Origin of the sequence: Shewanella sp. BJSY2023SW007, assembly GCF_047314525.1 — a bacterium.
Lineage (GTDB): Bacteria > Pseudomonadota > Gammaproteobacteria > Enterobacterales > Shewanellaceae > Shewanella > Shewanella chilikensis.
In genome coordinates this window covers 1-15,449 of the sequence record NZ_JBKORL010000106.1, presented here as the reverse complement: position 1 = coordinate 15,449, position 15,449 = coordinate 1, and the positions used below count along the sequence as shown (strand labels likewise).

Sequence of the window (15,449 nt, the reverse complement as noted above, 5' to 3'; positions counted from 1 at the left end):
ACAAATCACGCCTATGAGTGTAGGTCGCAACAGAATGATTAAAGTTGATATGCATCAAGATTTCTGCCGGGGTGTGATTTTTGGTAAGTTTACTTTTTAATTACATGATCGGGATCAAAATGGCACGGCAAGGGATTGGACAAATTGTCCAACTATCCCTTTTGGGGCATTTGAGATTTGTTATTTGCCAAACTTAAAATCCTTATCTATCCGTTTTATAGCTATTTTTTCAAAAATTGGAAATTGTGGGCTGCAAGTGAATCGAGAGGGTCCGACCTATGAGCGTCAAAAAATTGCTGCAACAGCCACTTGTGATACTTTTGTTTGTTTTTTGTGGTGCAGGGCATGCTAAACCGCTACAGTCCCCATTGGCGCTGGCATTAAGCCGTGATGATGGTACTCAAGTCAGCCTCAATGACTACAAGGGTAAGGTGATTTATTTGGACTTCTGGGCCTCTTGGTGTGCGCCATGTCGCAAATCCTTCCCCTGGATGCAGCAGATGCATCACAAATACCGTGAGGCGGGTCTTGCCATAGTTGCGGTGAATCTGGACACTGACTCCCAATTGGGGAGAGAGTTTCTCCAGCAACTGGATGCCGACTTTGATGTGCTTTATGACCCTGAAGGACGACTGGCGCGCAGACTGGATTTACAGGGGATGCCCTCAAGTTTTCTATTTGATCGGGATGGAAAACTGCTTGGTAGCCATGTTGGTTTTTTCAGCGAGCGACAAAGCCAGTATGAGGCTGAACTCAAGCGTGCTTTAAAGGAGTAACAGATGCGTAGGATGCGTTTATTGGGCTTGTCGCTTATTGCCACTCTTGGATTGACAGGCTGTGCTCAACTCGGGGTTGAACCTTGGGAGCGGGATCAATTGGCGCGGGAGGATATGTCGCTGGGGCACGAAAGGTTGGACTTGGCGCTGGACGATCATATCTACTTCAGTAAAGAGGGAGCCAGTGGCGGCCGCGCATTCGCCGGAGGAGGCTGCGGATGCAATTGAAGCGGCAAAAGGGCGAAACCAATATTGCCGCAGCGCTGACATTGGCTGGCAGTTCCTTACTTGCCACTGGTGCGACTTATGCCGGAGACGATAACCTTAACTACCCGGATAATAGTGCCGAAAAGGCTACCGATTGGCAGTTGGAAGCTGCGTTGATGTTTTACGGCGAGCAGGACAGGGTGACAACTCTTGAAGGGGTTTTGCTGGCCAAAGGCGAATTTGATGACAGTAGCGGCCTGGATATCAAACTGGTGTTCGACAGCCTGAGCGGCGCATCGGCCACGGGCGCTGTGGTGCAGCAACAGAGCCAAACCCTGACCCGGCCTTCGGGCAACGGCGAATATCAGATAGCCGCCGGTGAGCAGGTGTTGGATGACAGCTTTGATGATAAGCGCCTGCAACTGAGTGCCGATTGGTACAAGCTCTTCGAAAATAGCTGGCAACTGACCGGCGGCGTTTATGGCTCGCGGGAATATGATTACACTTCGCTCGGCGTCAATGGCGCGCTGGAGCATAGCTTCAACAAGAACAACAGTACCGCGTCCCTGGCGTTGGCTTACGGCCTGGATACCATAGATCCGGTCGGCGGCCGACCTTTGCCGCTTGCAACCATGGCAAGAAGAGTGGACTACGACTCGGAAACCGCTTTTAGGCAAGCCTTTGAGGCCAGTAGAGAAGGCGGCTCGGATCATAAGCAAACCCTGGATCTGCTGCTGGGTTTTACCCAGGTACTCAACCGTCGCTGGCTGCTGCAGGGCAACTATGGTTTTTCCCTGGTTAAGGGGTACCAGACAGACCCCTACAAGGTGTTGAGTCTGGTGGACAATCTGGGTGTCACCCAGAGTTACCTTTATGAATCCAGGCCGGACTCACGGCAAAAGCAAAGCCTGTTTTTGCTGCTCAAGGGGGCGCTTGATAGGGGCGTGCTGGATCTTTCCTGGCGCTACACTTTTGATGATTGGCAGCTGGATTCCCATACGCTGGAGAGCCATTTCAGGCACTATTTTTCTGATGGCTTCTATGGCCAATTGCATCTGCGCTATTACCGCCAGAGTGCGGCATCCTTTTATCGGCCCTTGTTACACTATAAGGAAGGTTCAATGCCCGGCTATTTAGCAGAATTTGCCAGCGCGGACCAGCGCCTTGGTGAGCTGCAAGCCTATACGGTCGGAGTTAAGCTCGGGCATAAGCTCGGCGAGGGTCGTGAGCTCAGCTATCGCCTGGAATATTATCAACAGCAGGGTGAAAACAACGGCACCTTACTGCCCGGTGAGCTTGGCAATATGCAGCTGTTTCCAAGACTCAGGGCGGTGATTGCCCAGCTCAGCTACCGTTTTTAGTTAATAGAAAGTAGAGGAAAGCCGCCTTTGACCAAGAGCCACACCTCAGCGCCAGAGATGAGCCTTAGCCGTACCGACTTTGGTTTCCGTGGCCGTTTTCGCGCCATGGCCAGCCCCTGCGAGCTGCTTATTGCAAGCTGTGATGAGCGTTTGGCGCTCAGTCTCACTCAAGCCGCTATCAAGGAATGCCAAAGGCTTGAGCAGAAATACAGCCGCTTTTTAACGTGCAACTGGCTATGGCAGCTCAATCATTCAGCGGGTGCGCCTGTTATGCTGGACAGTGAGGCCGCGGCGCTGTTGCAGTTTGCCAAACGCTGCTGGCAACTGAGTGAGGGCTTATTTGATATCACCGCCGGCCCCTTGCTCGCGCTCTGGTGTTTTGAAAAGGGAAAGGATTCAGAAACTTCGTTGCCGAGCTCGACTGATATCAAAAAAGCCTTGTCCCGGGTTGGCTTTCAACACCTCAAGTTCAGTTCCCATTTTGATGACAGGGCTGAAGATACAAGCCCCCAAGAAATAACAGAACCGCCCTGGATCATGCTGCCAGAGGCAATGCAGTTGGACTTCGGCGGCCTGGTAAAAGAATATGCCGCCGATAGGGTTGCCGAGCTGTGCATGATCCGGGCCGCTGCCACTGAGGTGCTGGTCAATCTCGGTGGTGATATCGCTGTCAGTGGGAAAAAATGCTGGCAGGTGGGGATTGAAGATCCCGCCAATCTTGACCGAGCCGCGGAGCTGATGTCGCTCGATGTGGGCGCATTGGCCACCAGTGGCGACAGTCGCCGCTTTATCGAACATCAGGGGCGCCGCTTTGGTCATATTCTGGATCCTCGCAGCGGTTATCCTGTACAGGACGCGCCCCATAGCGTGACGGTTAAGGCCGCGAGCTGCATCACAGCCGGCATGTTGGCGACCCTTGCCATGTTAAAAGGCGCGGCGGCAGAAGACTTTCTCAAGGTGCAGCAGCTCGAACATAGAATAATCAGATAAGTGCATCAACAAGCAGTGATTCTGAACCCGGACGCTGTTCTTTTTAAGAATGTCGCCATTTGGACTTTTCCGGGCTACTTGATCCTTGCCTTCAACTTGACAGAGGCGCGCCGCTGCTGCGAAATAGGGGCAACCTAAACCGGATGTTATACCCATGAGAATATTGCTGATAGAAGACAATGAGTTGTTGGCTCAGGGAATCTTGCTTAGTCTTGCCAAGTTGGATATGCAGGTAGATCACGTCACCAGTATCAAACAAGCCGAAGCGGCTGTGGTGAATGAAACCTTCAGTGCCATAGTGCTGGATCTGGGCTTGCCTGACGGTAATGGCCGCCAACTATTGACCCAATGGCGCCGCCGTGGCATAGATACCCCGACTATAGTGCTGACCGCCAACACCGACTTTGATACCAAGCTTGCCTGCTTGGATCTCGGCGCCGATGATTATCTGGCCAAACCCTTCGATGTGCGCGAGCTGGTGGCCAGAATCAAGGCGATCGTCAGGCGCCAACACGGTCTGAATCAAAACCGTTTGGAAGTGGGAGCACTGGTTATTGATATGGATGCCCATCAGGTGTTGTTTCGCGGCCATCATATTCAGGTGTCGCGGCGCGAATATCAATTACTGCTAGAACTGGCTCAGTCCAGTGGCCGGGTTCTCAGCCGCAATCAGCTTGAGCAGCTGACTTATGGTTGGGACGAGGTCGGCAGTAATTCCATTGAGGTGCATATTCACCATTTACGTAAAAAAACCGCCAATGAGCTTATCAAGACAGTACGCGGCATAGGTTATACCTTGGTGGCAGTAGAATGAGCCGGATATCTTTGCGAGTGGTGATGATGGCATTGATGCTGCTTGGCATCTGTTTGTCGGTTGGTGTCAGCAGTTACCTCAACACCCAGGACTCTCGCCGCCAGATAGAAGAGCTGTTCGATGCCCAGATGCTGCAAAGTGCCAAGATGCTGGAGATGTTTTATGGCGCTCAGGGGCAAGAGCATCGGCTGGATATGTTGGAAAACCCACTGATTTTGAGCGTCAACCCGGGCAAGGTTAATACTTTTACCGAGCAGGCTGATGCCACTGAGCTGAGTTATGAGCTGAAACTCGCCTATCAGATGTGGACCCCGGCCAAACAACTGATGGCAAGGTCGGATAACAGCGACATTGAGCCCATGGCGCCATTCGAGCGTGGTTACCACAAGCGTTATTACCAGGGTGAGCTTTGGCATCTGCTCAGCTATTTCTCCGATGATCTGGGCGTATGGATCATTACCGGCCAAAGAGACGATGTGCGTGGCGAGCTGGTGGAGCAGATCATGGGCAACAGCTTTATCGGCCCGGCCTTGGTGGTGCCGGCAGTGGCGTTGCTGATGGTGTTTCTCTCCTATTGGTTGTTGCAACCTCTGGACAGTTTGGCCGTCAGGCTGAAGCACCGTAGCCCGGCGGATATGCGGCCGCTGGCGTTGCAACTACCCAAAGAGTTGGTGCCGGTGCAGGATGCGCTCAATACCTATATTACCCGCATCAGTGATAATCTGGCGCGTGAGCGGCGTTTCAGTGCCGATGCGGCGCATGAGCTCAAGACCCCGCTGGCGGTCATTAAACTGCATCGTCAGGGCTGGCAAGAGGCCAAGACAGAGGCCGAGCAGCAGCTGCACCTCAATGCCATAGACACAGGCATTGGCCAGATGACCCATATGGTAGAGCAGTTGCTCTTGCTGTCACGGGTTGAGTCCCTGTCCGAGCTGGAAGTGGCGCAAACGCCGGTGGCGGTAATGGTGCAGGAAGTGCTGGATCAACTGCTGCCGCTGATTGCCGATTACAGTTGGCAGCTGGAGTTGCCGGAAGAGGTGAGTGTCTGTGTCGATCCCTTCTATATGAAACTGGTGCTGAAAAACCTGCTGGAAAATGCCTGTAAGTATTCGGGCAAAGATCAGCCTATCAAAGTCAGTTGTTGGCAAGAGGGGCGCCAAGACAGCAAACAAGTGGTTATCCAGGTGCTGGATTCAGGGCCTGGGCTGCCATTGGAGCAGTGTCGGCAGTTGACTGAGCGTTTTTTTCGGATCGCCGATGAGTCAGTTCCCGGTGCGGGTCTTGGCCTGTCTATCAGTGCTCAAATTGTCGATCTGCATAAGGGCTATTTGAGTATTCAACCGGGCCGCGAACGTGGTTTGGATGTGCGTATTACCTTGCCGGGCTGATTGTTAATCAAGCAAAAACAAGTGATAAGACGAGCAAAAAGAAAATGCCGCAGCCTTCCACGGGGCTGCGGCTCGCTTTTAAAGAAGGCAATTCTCAGAACAGATAACGGTAGATTAGCTGCGCCGTACGCGGTGCGCCCAGGGTGGGAATAGGGTACTCGGCTTTGTGCCCATGTTTGAAGATGGCGCTGGTGTTGTCCTCATCAAACAGGTTATCTATCCGCAGTGTTAACTGCTGGTTTTGGCTGGCGGTCAACCACCAGTCGGCGCCTATGCCTGTCAGCAGATAGTCGCCGGCCTTGAGGCCATAATCGGTAAACTCGCCGACATAACGTCCCTGCAGATAAAGATTCAGTGAATCAGTGGCATCCCAACTGAGGCGGGCAAAGCCCATGTATTGCGGGATCCGCTCTATCTGTTGATCTTTGCCGCGCTCGCGGGCACGGTTATAACTGCCGGATAACTCAAGTTGCCAGCCCTGGGCCGGGTTCATGATGTATTGAATATCCACCCCCTGACCCCGAACCTTGCCATCCAGGTTGGCGTACTGCCAGACATTGGTGGCGATTTCCCGTTTGTCCACCAGGTTGTCGGTTTCGCGCCAGTAGGCCTCGACACTGAAGGTAAAGTCACCTTGATAGACCAGTGTCAGATTGGTATTGATACTCTCTTCACTCTCAAGTTCAGGGTTGCCCAGGGTGCCGACCTTGGCCCAGAGCTCAGATGAAGTGGGTTGCCGAAAACCATTGCCCACGGCGGCTTTCAGTTGCCAATTTTGTCCAAGTTCTTGTTCAATTCCCAGTGAAGCCACCCATTTGTCTTCATTGTTGGCCAGGCGGTTATACCTGAGCCCCAACGCCAGCACTGTGCCGGGCAGGGCGGAAAAATGCGGCTTGTATTGCAAAAAGGCGGCCTTGGTATCGTCGGTGGGCGCTTGTAGCTCCATCACTTCATCGGCGCCATAATAGCTTTGCCACTCGATGCCGCCGAGCCAGCTGTCCCCCGAATCTGCCTGATAACGACCGCTGACCTTGGCGCCTTTGTCGGTAAAGCCCCAGTAGGCATCCCGGTAAGGGATAGTCATACTGCCATCCTGCTCCAGGGTGATTTCAGAGTAATAGGAATCCCAGTTTTGATAGTGAAGCCGGGTCTCCAGGCTCAGCTTATCAGTTGCTTGATATTGCCAACCGAGCCAGGCCAGTGTCTGTTTGCGCTCGTTCTCCGAGACGATGGCACTGTAGGCCAGAGGCCGCTCCAGTACGCCATTATTGTATTGACCGAACAGGGTGATTTTGTGCTCTGCAGCGGGTTGCCAATTGAGCTTGCCGCCTATGTTCATCATGCGATAACCCCGGTCTTTATCCGCCGCGGCGACCGGCGAGTATTCGTCATCTTCCCAGAATGCATAACCGTCCGACTGACTGGAGCTACCGCTGAGGCTGTAGCTTAAAGTATCGCTGCCGCCACTGACATAAGCACCGAGATCATAGCTGGTGAGGGTATCGGCGCTTAAGTTAACTTCGCCACCTTGCTCGCCATGACTGTCGCGGGTGATGATGTTGACCACTCCGGCGATGGCATCCGAGCCGTAGATCAACCCCTGAGCGCCTTTGATCACCTCAATACGCTCTATCATCATGGGGTTGATGCTGTCGGTATAGGTGGAGCCATAGAGGCGGTTATTAAGGCGATTGCCGTCCAATAACCAGAGTATATCCACAGGACGACTGCCCTGAAGCGAGTAGTCGGTATCCGTATGGCGGCCATTACGGCCGTTGGCAAAGAGCCCGGGCACAAACTGGTTGAGAATTTCGTTGATGTCGACCGCACCGGCCGACACTATCATGTCGCGGCTGATGACCGTCAGACTCTGGCCTGTATGGCTTAGAGCCAACACAGAATCATCCTGATAGCGGGTGCCGTTGACGGCGATGATCTCCATGGCTTCATCGGCCTGGCCGGTAGGCACCAGCAGTATATAGGCGGCAATAGCGCAAAAGGGCAGCCAAGGCTGTGTCCGTTTTAAAGAGTAACTTCTACACATCTCAATCGTCCTTAAAAAGACTGTGTGATAATTCAGGCAACGGTTAATCGGGTTAACTTTGTGTTGCCGCGCATTCAAAAGGTGTGATTTGTATGAGTGCGCGGAGTTACATTGCTTATTAACAAGGTGATGATTATAGAAACTCAACCAAGTGATTTGTTGATGGAGATCAAACTCCCGACAAAGAGTATGAAAGATATTAGATTCGTAATACTGGTATAAACTTCGAATTATGCTGATTTTAGGTAAGGAGGCTTTAAGGCGATGACACTGAAGTACCTTGTTGCGGCTAAAAACCAAGCGAACGAATGAGAATGCACGATAAAAGATTGACCCTGTCTATCGACTTCTCTATAGTAGCGCCCGGTTGAGACTCAAGAGTCCAACTACGGTGAGGTGTCCGAGTGGCTGAAGGAGCACGCCTGGAAAGTGTGTATACGGCAACGTATCGAGGGTTCGAATCCCTCCTTCACCGCCAGATTAAAAAAACCCGACCTTATGGTCGGGTTTTTGCTTTTCTAAGCATATTCATTTTGAATGATGGTGATCGAAATAGCCAGCTCTGCCAGCCTTTTGCGCCTCGGGAGGGGATAAAGGCCGGTACAAAATAGGCAACGTCTATGATTAAACCTAAGCACGATGCCAAGACAGGTTTGTTCAGCATATTTTGAACATTATCTAATCAAAGAACACTCTTTCCCGGTAATCATCACACCAACCGGCCTGCTTTGTTTTGTTTCGCTGCCTCGGTGCTCCGTAATCACATTGTCGCAGGAGGTTCATGAAAAAGTGACGGAACAGGGTGATGCTTTCCACCGTGCCTTCAAGCGCGATGCGTGAGTCATCTTCTTGACTTGTCTATGACATTGACCGATAACCTGCGATACAAGATCTGATCATGAAGTGCTAAAAAGGTTCCGCTGATTTAGGTAACAACGCCGCGCGGAACTCATCGTGGAGCGCTAGACGAGAGCCTCCAACAGAGATTTCGAATGTATTAGCGCAGACCAACCTCATTATTGAATTGTACTCTTGCAACAACGAGGCGGACCATAGCTTTTTATGTTTATTGAAAACCTGAAAATTTAATTTTGGTACTAATCAGTTGCGGCTCTTACTCAGAATTGGCATAGCGTAGAGCAGTAGCGCCAACAGGTAGGTGGCAAAAGCAACTATCATCCATTGCGACATAGTGATGCCGATAAAGCTCCAGGGAATGTCGGTGCACATGCCTGTTGGCATAAATACCGAAGGCAGCCATTCATGCAGTGGCATCCAGGAAGGGAAGTCCGGCAGAAATGAGCAAGTGGAAAAGGGTGAGGGGTTTTGCTGCATATCATTGAGTTCAATGGCTAACCTCAGCCCCCAACTGGCGCTAAATCCCCATAGCGAGGCGGCAAGCAGTCGTACGGTACGTATTCCTGGCGCCAGAAAACCTATAATGCCGGCCAGCAGTAAACCCAATACAGCCAGGCGCTGGTAGATGCACATGACACAGGGCTCGAGTTGCATTACGTGCTGAAAGTACAGTGCAGCAAGCTCCAGAGACAGGGCGCTGAGCGCCAGAACTCCCCAAGCCATGCGGGAGTGGGCGAAACGTATCATTGCAGTCAAATCTATTCTCCATTGATGACCCATCAGTCCGGGGTGAGGCGGGATAATTCCTCAGATGGATGCCAAACCCATAAAAAAACGCCCGTTAAGGGGCGTTTTTTGGACTCTACTGAAACCTAAAGGTTCAGTCAATAATAGACTAATGACCTACAGCAGCACCTTTACCCAGCACTTCCTGAGCACTGTGGTGAAGTATCATGCCAGAGTCGTAGAAGTATTGGGTCATCTGCTCCAGGAAGCCTAACTCAATGGTCAGTACACCAACAATCGACAGTACGATAGTGTATGGCAGTGCCATCCAAACCATACGGCCGTATGAGAGACGGATGAGCGGAGCCAGAGCGGAGGTCAGCAGGAACAGGAAGGCCGCCTGACCGTTAGGGGTAGCTACAGAAGGCAGGTTAGTCCCTGTGTTGATGGCAACGGCAAGCAGGTCAAACTGATCGCGGGTGATCTGGCCATCAATCAGCGCAGCTTTCACCTCGTTGATATAGACTGTACCCACAAACACGTTATCGCTGACCATGGACAACAAGCCGTTGGCCACATAGAAGATAACCAACTGCATATTGCCTTCAAAGCCAAGAGCCCACTGGATGACAGGAGCAAACAGGCCTTGATCGATAATTACACCTACTACGGCAAAGAATACCGCCAGCAGTGCGGTAAATGGCAGGGCTTCTTCAAAGGCCTTACCCAGGGCGTGTTCATCGGTAATACCGTTGAAGGCTGTGGTCAGAATTATCACTGACAGACCGATGAGACCAACAGATGCCAGGTGGAACGCCAAGCCGACAATCAGCCAAATACCAACCAGAGCTTGAATAACCAGCTTCATCTTATCTTTGCTGGTTCTGTGGGCATCTTCGTGGGCTGCAAATTCCACTAGAATTTTGTGCACAGCTTCAGGCAGTTGGGCGCCATAACCACAGATGCGGAATTTTTCTACCAGCATACAGGTAATGATACCGGCAAAGAATACTGGCACAGTCACAGGCGACATCCGCAGGGCGAATTCGGAGAACTGCCAGTTGGCCTGAGCGGCAATGATCAGGTTTTGTGGCTCACCCACCATGGTGCACACGCCACCGAGGGCAGTACCAACCCCAGCATGCATCAAGAGGTTACGCAGGAAACCACGAAAGGCTTCAAGTTCCTGGGCATTGAGTTGTTCACTACCATCCGAGGTGTGGTCATGATCGGCGCTGAAGTCTTTACCGGACGCTACTTTATGGTAAATGGAGTAGAAGCCTATCGCCACGGCAATGATCACTGCGATAACTGTCAAGGCATCGAGGAATGCTGACAGGAAGGCTGAGGCGACACAGAACATCAAGGATACAATCATTTTGGAACGTACCTTGGTGATCATCTTGGTAAATACATAAAGCAGCAACTGCTTCATAAAGTAGATACCGGCCACCATAAATACCAACAATAATAATACTTCGAGGTTGGCCTCAATCTCGTGCAACACTTGGCTGGGGCTTGTCATGCCGATAAACACGGCCTCAATCGCCAATAAACCGCCTGGTTGCAGAGGATAGCACTTGAGTGCCATGGCCAGAGTGAAGATAAACTGCACGACCAAAAACCAGCCTGCAACAAAGGGATTGATACTGAAGAGTATCGGGTTGATGATAAGAAAAATCAGTATCGCAAGCTTGTACCACTTGGGTGAGTTACCCAAGAAGTTACTCATAAAAGCCTGAATCGGTGTAGCAGGCATGTCTTCCTCTCTAATCTGTTATAAGTGGTTGTAACGTCATTGTTTGACGAACGGTAAAATTTGCGTAGTTCAGTCTAGCCTAAAGATAAACTCAATGTAATGATTAGGGTATACAGGGATTTCAAAAAGCGGATCTCGAGCGCAAAATTCAGTGACTGCTGATTTGAACTTGGTCACTTTTATAGCAATTATTGAGAACTCTACAGGGCTGGATTTCCCATCTGTGATCTGATGGTTTTCATTTTTCGTCGCTCTGGTATGATCTGTGGCCAGAATAATGCTAACAATCGGAAAACCGGGCTGATGATAATCAATGCCAAAGGACCTGCAAGTTTTGCAGAGAAATATATAGTGCGTTCAATTTGGGAAAATAAGTTTCCCCCCGGCTCCATACTTCCTGCGGAGCGGGAATTATCAGAGCTTATTGGCGTTACCCGCACTACTTTAAGAGAAGTGTTACAGCGTTTGGCCCGCGATGGTTGGTTGACTATTCAGCATGGCAAACCGACTCGAGTGAATAATTTCTGGGAAACCTCAGGACTTAACATCTTGGAGACTATTGCTGACCTCAACCCGGAAGGTTTTCCTGTACTGGTTGATCAGCTCTTGTCCGCCAGAACCAATGTCAGTGCCATCTATTTTCGTGGAGCGCTGCGACATAACCCGGATACTGCGGTCGAGGCACTGTCTAAAATCCATGATCTGGAAGATGAAGCAGAGGCTTATGCCGAGTTTGACTACCAGTTGCATCACACCCTGGCGTTTTCATCTGGGAACCCTCTGTATGTGCTTATCCTAAACGGATTCAAAGGGTTATATGCTAGAGTCGGACGCTACTATTTCAGCAGCTCAGAGGCTCGGGCCTTGGCATTGGCTTTCTATCAAAAACTTGAAATCCTGGCCAAGGACAAAAATTATGCCCAAGTGCCGGCCTTGATGCGATCTTATGGTATTGACAGTGGCATCATGTGGCAAAAATTACGTGATGCTATGCCGTTGGAAATGGCTCAGGATAACCAATAAATATTTAAGGAAAGTGCGAATAAGTCCCATGTGCGCACTGCTTACAGGGTTGGATGCAAGGTGTGGTTCGCTGTAAATGGTCGAGCCCTTTACCCTAAGTTTGGTGCCTGTAAACACTTGCTATGTCACTTGCCTGGTGTGATAAGCGGCAGTTAGGTTCATCGCGGATATCCGGGAACGCCGCTCTGACTTTCAGTAAGAAGTATTCGGTATCCCGGTTGTCATAAGCTCATTGCTTCAGCAGTTTGATTTTGTTGTTTATCTCTTCCAGTCGGCAGGTAAGCAACGGATGAACCGCTGAAGCAACTGTGTTATGCAGATAGTTTTTAATACGCTGGTTAAATTAGAGCAAAGGCCTGATACTGCTCTTTTTGACTTATTGCCAGCTGAAGGGCCATTGAGCTATGGCTTCAGCTTTATCTGTGCAGTACCACATTTCCTTGAGTTGCTCCCTGAGCAGGTAAAGCGTCATTAGGTTTTTGTTTGGTGACTAAACAATCACTCTCCAACCGTCTTCATTTCCAGTCCACACTAATCTGTGATGAACAAAATTTAAGCTTGGTTTAAGTCTTTGAGATCGGCACTGAAAGGGCGGTGATTTTTTTTAATCAGGATCTCAATAGTTTAAAATTTCTTCGTTATAATTGACGATTTTTTGATTGATCTCGGCGTTGAAAAGTTCTATTCATAGCAAGTGAAGCTGATGCTTCTATGTAAAATAGTACAGAGGACGCTTGCATGAAGAGACAAAAACGAGATCGTTTAGACCGAGCCTTTTCGAAGGGATTCCAAGCCGGTGTCGGCGGCCGCTCCAAGGAGCTTTGTCCTTATTCGAATCTTGATTCTCGCTCCCAGTGGCTAGGAGGTTGGCGCGAAGGGGTAGAAGGCCGGATAAGCGGCCTGTTCAATAAGTAATTCAGCAAGATTGCCCTCCCCGAAGAGGGCATTTTTTATGCTTCTCTGAAACAACAAGGTCGGCAATTGCCGACCTTGTTGTTTGAATTCTTTGCTTTAGAAGGTGGAAGTATCGCTGAACACACCTACTTTCAGATCCGTGGCCGAGTAGATCTCGCGGCCATCTACTTCCAAAGTTGCATCGGCAATGCCCATCACCAGCTTACGGTGTATGGTGCGCTTGATATTCAGTCTATAGGTTACCTTCTTGGCGCCGGGCAGCACCTGACCGGTAAATTTAACCTCACCAACCCCCAGCGCGCGGCCTTTACCGACAGCACCTTCCCAGGCCAGGAAAAAGCCAACCAGTTGCCACATAGCATCCAGTCCCAGGCAACCAGGCATAACAGGATCATCAACAAAGTGACAGCCAAAGAACCAGAGATCCGGGTTGATATCCAGCTCTGCAACAATTTCACCTTTACCGAAGGTGCCGCCGTTATCGTTGATGGTGACAACTCGGTCAATCATCAACATATTATCCACGGGGAGGCGAGGGGAATTCTTGCCAAATATCTCACCATGGCCACAGGCGATAAGTTCTTCTTTGTTGAAACTGTTTGCTTTAGTCATTGTTGTTACCACATCCTTCTTCAAGTGCCGCCAAGATTAGCGAACAGGTGTAAGCTAAACAACTCCGATCAGCTAGTTATTGATTAAAAAATGGCAATCTTGCCAGTAACCTCGCAAAATAGCCTGGTTCTTCATCAAGATTTCCTGCCAATCTGTCCAGTCGTTGTTGTACCATGCCGTAGAGAGTGTCCTCTGGGAAGTTGTTATCCTCGTCGGCTTCCCCGGCTTTTATCCCCATCAGCAGAGTGACGGCTTGGTCTACATGAGTGATTTCATAGAGCTGGAATAATCCTTGTTCTACTGCTGCTATAACATCGGGTGCCAGGTTGAGTTGCTGCACATTGGACTTGGGCATAATCACTCCCTGGCTGCCGGTCAGGCCGCGCCTGGCGCAGAGTTTGAAGAAGCCCTCAATCTTCTCATTGACGCCACCAATCGCCTGTACATTGCCAAACTGATCCAGTGCGCCGGTCACCGCCAGCCCTTGATCTATCGGCTGTTCGGTTATTGCCGAGATCAGGCTGCAGTATTCGGCGAGAGAGGCGCTGTCACCATCAATTTCCTGATAGGATTGCTCAAATACGATATTGGCATTGAGGTGCAAGGGTGCATCGCGGCCAAATACCCGATAGAGACAGGCGGACAGGATCATCATTCCCTTGGCGTGGATATTACCCGCCAACTCTGATTTCCGTTCAATATCGGCGACTTCACCATCGCCATAGTGCACTGACGCCGTGATCCTGGCCGGTTCGCCATAGCAATAATCCAAGGTCTCTATTACAGTCAGGCCGTTAATTTGCCCCACCATAGCGCCTTCAGTTGGCAAATAGATGAAGGCGTCATCAAGATTTTGTGCCGACTGCTGCTCTTGGGCGTTGTGTCGTTGTTGGCGTTGTGCCAAGGCATGTTCAATGGCGTTGGCATCCAGCGCTTGTCCTTTGCTGTAAAAAGTAGCTTCAGCGAACACTTGTGCCAAATCTGCGCTGGCGAGGCTCAAGCGATGTTGATGCTCTGTCAGGCGACTACTGTATCTGAGCAGCGGCAGTAAGGCCGACTCCGTCAACTGACAATGGCTGAGTTTTGCCAGCTCTGCCAACCAAGCAACGTAGTCATTGATAGCAACTTTTTGCAGGTCTACTTCAAATACCAGTTCGCCAAGCAGGGCAAATAACTCGCTGAATCTGCGTTCGTGGTACCTGAGTTCGCTGTAGAGCAGACTCGAGCCCACTAATACGACTTTGGCTTGCAGTGGCTGCCATTGCCCTTGAAGCTCGAAACCACCTTTTTCAATGGCATCCAATAATAGCTCCCATAAAGGCTCACGTTTCCACAGGGATTCGGCGCAGATAAAGAGTAAGCCTGGCGTTGTGAGGGCACCCGGTTGCCTTTGTTGCTGACTATCCTGATGGCCGAGTAGCTGTGCCCGGGTAATGCGACCGCTCAAGTATTGCATCGGCATCTTGCTCTGGGCGCTCAGGGCTTTAAATAGCCAAGTGCGGTGGATACCCTGGAAATCTGCCAGGAAGAGCTGTTGACCTGATAAGGCTTGCAGCAGACCAAAGGCCTCTATGACTCTTTCCTGTCCAAGTAATAGATCTGTCAGTTGGCTCGATGTGGGAAGCTGCAGATTGGAGTATTGAGGGGTAAGGGCCCCGGCCGGGATCAAGCTAGGCTTCATTGTGGCTCAAAGTCATTTAAAGATAAGCTGATTTTACCACAGGGGCGGCGGAGCGGCATGGTAAATCTCCATTCTGCAGCAGCTTTTATTGTTCGCTCTGAGCGTTGTTTGAATCCTTAGGATGGCTGAGATTTAGACATATGAACATATTTTTAGAAATAAGGGTTTACAACGGCTTAGTGAGCTTATAATATTTGCGCCGTTCCGGAGGGGTGGCAGAGTGGTTGAATGCACCGGTCTTGAAAACCGGCATGGGTTTATAGCCCATCCAGGGTTCAAATCCCTGCTCCTCCGC

13 protein-coding genes and 2 tRNA genes are annotated in these 15,449 nt (G+C 50.6%); 10 read left to right on the top strand and 5 right to left on the bottom strand.

Annotated elements, in window-relative coordinates:
- Positions 1–278: 278 nt before the first annotated feature.
- From ACMHXE_RS19160 to ACMHXE_RS19135, 6 genes are all read left to right on the top strand, one after another.
- A complete protein-coding gene (locus ACMHXE_RS19160) occupies positions 279–776 on the top strand; it encodes a TlpA family protein disulfide reductase (protein WP_101056966.1) in 498 nt (165 codons plus the stop codon).
- 3 nt (positions 777–779) lie between these two features.
- Positions 780–1,004 (top strand): DUF4266 domain-containing protein, encoded by a 225-nt coding sequence (locus tag ACMHXE_RS19155; protein ID WP_101056964.1) that lies wholly within the window; start codon positions 780–782, stop codon positions 1,002–1,004.
- Positions 995–2,344 (top strand): DUF3570 domain-containing protein, encoded by a 1,350-nt coding sequence (locus tag ACMHXE_RS19150; RefSeq protein WP_208157773.1) that lies wholly within the window; start codon positions 995–997, stop codon positions 2,342–2,344. Before ACMHXE_RS19155 ends, ACMHXE_RS19150 begins: the two co-directional genes overlap by 10 nt.
- Positions 2,345–2,401: 57 nt before the next feature.
- Positions 2,402–3,334 (top strand): FAD:protein FMN transferase, encoded by a 933-nt coding sequence (locus tag ACMHXE_RS19145; protein WP_413733100.1) that lies wholly within the window; start codon positions 2,402–2,404, stop codon positions 3,332–3,334.
- A 154-nt stretch (positions 3,335–3,488) separates the two neighbouring features.
- Positions 3,489–4,148 carry a response regulator gene (locus ACMHXE_RS19140; RefSeq protein ID WP_039035905.1) on the top strand — a complete coding sequence of 220 codons (660 nt, stop codon included), beginning with the start codon at positions 3,489–3,491 and terminating at the stop codon, positions 4,146–4,148.
- Positions 4,145–5,536, top strand: coding sequence for an ATP-binding protein (locus tag ACMHXE_RS19135; protein ID WP_286998355.1), 1,392 nt, complete (start codon positions 4,145–4,147; stop codon positions 5,534–5,536). Before ACMHXE_RS19140 ends, ACMHXE_RS19135 begins: the two co-directional genes overlap by 4 nt.
- A gap of 94 nt (positions 5,537–5,630) precedes the next feature.
- On the opposite strand, the gene ACMHXE_RS19130 is transcribed toward ACMHXE_RS19135, so the two are convergent.
- Complete coding sequence (locus tag ACMHXE_RS19130) at positions 5,631–7,580, bottom strand: TonB-dependent receptor plug domain-containing protein (RefSeq protein WP_101056958.1); 1,950 nt, start codon at positions 7,578–7,580, stop codon at positions 5,631–5,633.
- A gap of 390 nt (positions 7,581–7,970) precedes the next feature.
- Here ACMHXE_RS19130 and ACMHXE_RS19125 point away from each other — a divergent pair.
- A tRNA-Ser gene (locus ACMHXE_RS19125) sits at positions 7,971–8,058 on the top strand.
- Positions 8,059–8,681: 623 nt separating this feature from the next.
- On the opposite strand, the gene dsbB is transcribed toward ACMHXE_RS19125, so the two are convergent.
- Positions 8,682–9,194: a disulfide bond formation protein DsbB gene (gene dsbB, locus ACMHXE_RS19120; protein WP_101056956.1), complete on the bottom strand. Its 513-nt coding sequence runs from the start codon at positions 9,192–9,194 to the stop codon at positions 8,682–8,684.
- 139 nt (positions 9,195–9,333) lie between these two features.
- On the bottom strand, positions 9,334–10,923 hold the full coding sequence (gene nhaB, locus ACMHXE_RS19115; protein WP_101056954.1) for a sodium/proton antiporter NhaB: 1,590 nt from the start codon (positions 10,921–10,923) through the stop codon (positions 9,334–9,336).
- Positions 10,924–11,226: 303 nt separating this feature from the next.
- Here nhaB and fadR point away from each other — a divergent pair, with 303 nt between their 5' ends.
- Positions 11,227–11,946 (top strand): fatty acid metabolism transcriptional regulator FadR, encoded by a 720-nt coding sequence (gene fadR, locus ACMHXE_RS19110; protein ID WP_101056982.1) that lies wholly within the window; start codon positions 11,227–11,229, stop codon positions 11,944–11,946.
- A 738-nt stretch (positions 11,947–12,684) separates the two neighbouring features.
- The gene (gene rmf / locus ACMHXE_RS19105; protein ID WP_101056952.1) at positions 12,685–12,861 is read left to right on the top strand and encodes a ribosome modulation factor; all 177 of its coding nucleotides are present in this window, start codon (positions 12,685–12,687) and stop codon (positions 12,859–12,861) included.
- 96 nt (positions 12,862–12,957) lie between these two features.
- Here rmf and fabA read toward each other — a convergent pair whose 3' ends face one another.
- Together fabA and ACMHXE_RS19095 are read right to left on the bottom strand one after the other, a co-directional pair.
- The gene (fabA, locus tag ACMHXE_RS19100) at positions 12,958–13,473 is read right to left on the bottom strand and encodes a bifunctional 3-hydroxydecanoyl-ACP dehydratase/trans-2-decenoyl-ACP isomerase (RefSeq protein WP_101056949.1); all 516 of its coding nucleotides are present in this window, start codon (positions 13,471–13,473) and stop codon (positions 12,958–12,960) included.
- A 76-nt stretch (positions 13,474–13,549) separates the two neighbouring features.
- Positions 13,550–15,154: a Lon-insertion domain-containing protein gene (locus tag ACMHXE_RS19095; RefSeq protein WP_101056947.1), complete on the bottom strand. Its 1,605-nt coding sequence runs from the start codon at positions 15,152–15,154 to the stop codon at positions 13,550–13,552.
- A gap of 206 nt (positions 15,155–15,360) precedes the next feature.
- Here ACMHXE_RS19095 and ACMHXE_RS19090 point away from each other — a divergent pair.
- Positions 15,361–15,448: transfer RNA gene (locus ACMHXE_RS19090), tRNA-Ser, on the top strand.
- Position 15,449 lies beyond the last annotated feature (1 nt).

What these genes read in the sequence shown, in the direction of transcription:
- ACMHXE_RS19160 (WP_101056966.1), top strand. Translation starts at nt 279, where the DNA reads ATGAGCGTCAAAAAATTGCTGCAACAGCCACTTGTGATACTTTTGTTT.
- ACMHXE_RS19155 (WP_101056964.1), top strand. Translation starts at nt 780, where the DNA reads ATGCGTAGGATGCGTTTATTGGGCTTGTCGCTTATTGCCACTCTTGGA.
- ACMHXE_RS19150 (WP_208157773.1), top strand. Translation starts at nt 995, where the DNA reads ATGCAATTGAAGCGGCAAAAGGGCGAAACCAATATTGCCGCAGCGCTG.
- ACMHXE_RS19145 (WP_413733100.1), top strand. Translation starts at nt 2,402, where the DNA reads ATGAGCCTTAGCCGTACCGACTTTGGTTTCCGTGGCCGTTTTCGCGCC.
- ACMHXE_RS19140 (WP_039035905.1), top strand. Translation starts at nt 3,489, where the DNA reads ATGAGAATATTGCTGATAGAAGACAATGAGTTGTTGGCTCAGGGAATC.
- ACMHXE_RS19135 (WP_286998355.1), top strand. Translation starts at nt 4,145, where the DNA reads ATGAGCCGGATATCTTTGCGAGTGGTGATGATGGCATTGATGCTGCTT.
- ACMHXE_RS19130 (WP_101056958.1), bottom strand. Translation starts at nt 7,580, where the DNA reads ATGTGTAGAAGTTACTCTTTAAAACGGACACAGCCTTGGCTGCCCTTT.
- nhaB (WP_101056954.1), bottom strand. Translation starts at nt 10,923, where the DNA reads ATGCCTGCTACACCGATTCAGGCTTTTATGAGTAACTTCTTGGGTAAC.
- fadR (WP_101056982.1), top strand. Translation starts at nt 11,227, where the DNA reads ATGATAATCAATGCCAAAGGACCTGCAAGTTTTGCAGAGAAATATATA.
- rmf (WP_101056952.1), top strand. Translation starts at nt 12,685, where the DNA reads ATGAAGAGACAAAAACGAGATCGTTTAGACCGAGCCTTTTCGAAGGGA.
- fabA (WP_101056949.1), bottom strand. Translation starts at nt 13,473, where the DNA reads ATGACTAAAGCAAACAGTTTCAACAAAGAAGAACTTATCGCCTGTGGC.
- ACMHXE_RS19095 (WP_101056947.1), bottom strand. Translation starts at nt 15,154, where the DNA reads ATGAAGCCTAGCTTGATCCCGGCCGGGGCCCTTACCCCTCAATACTCC.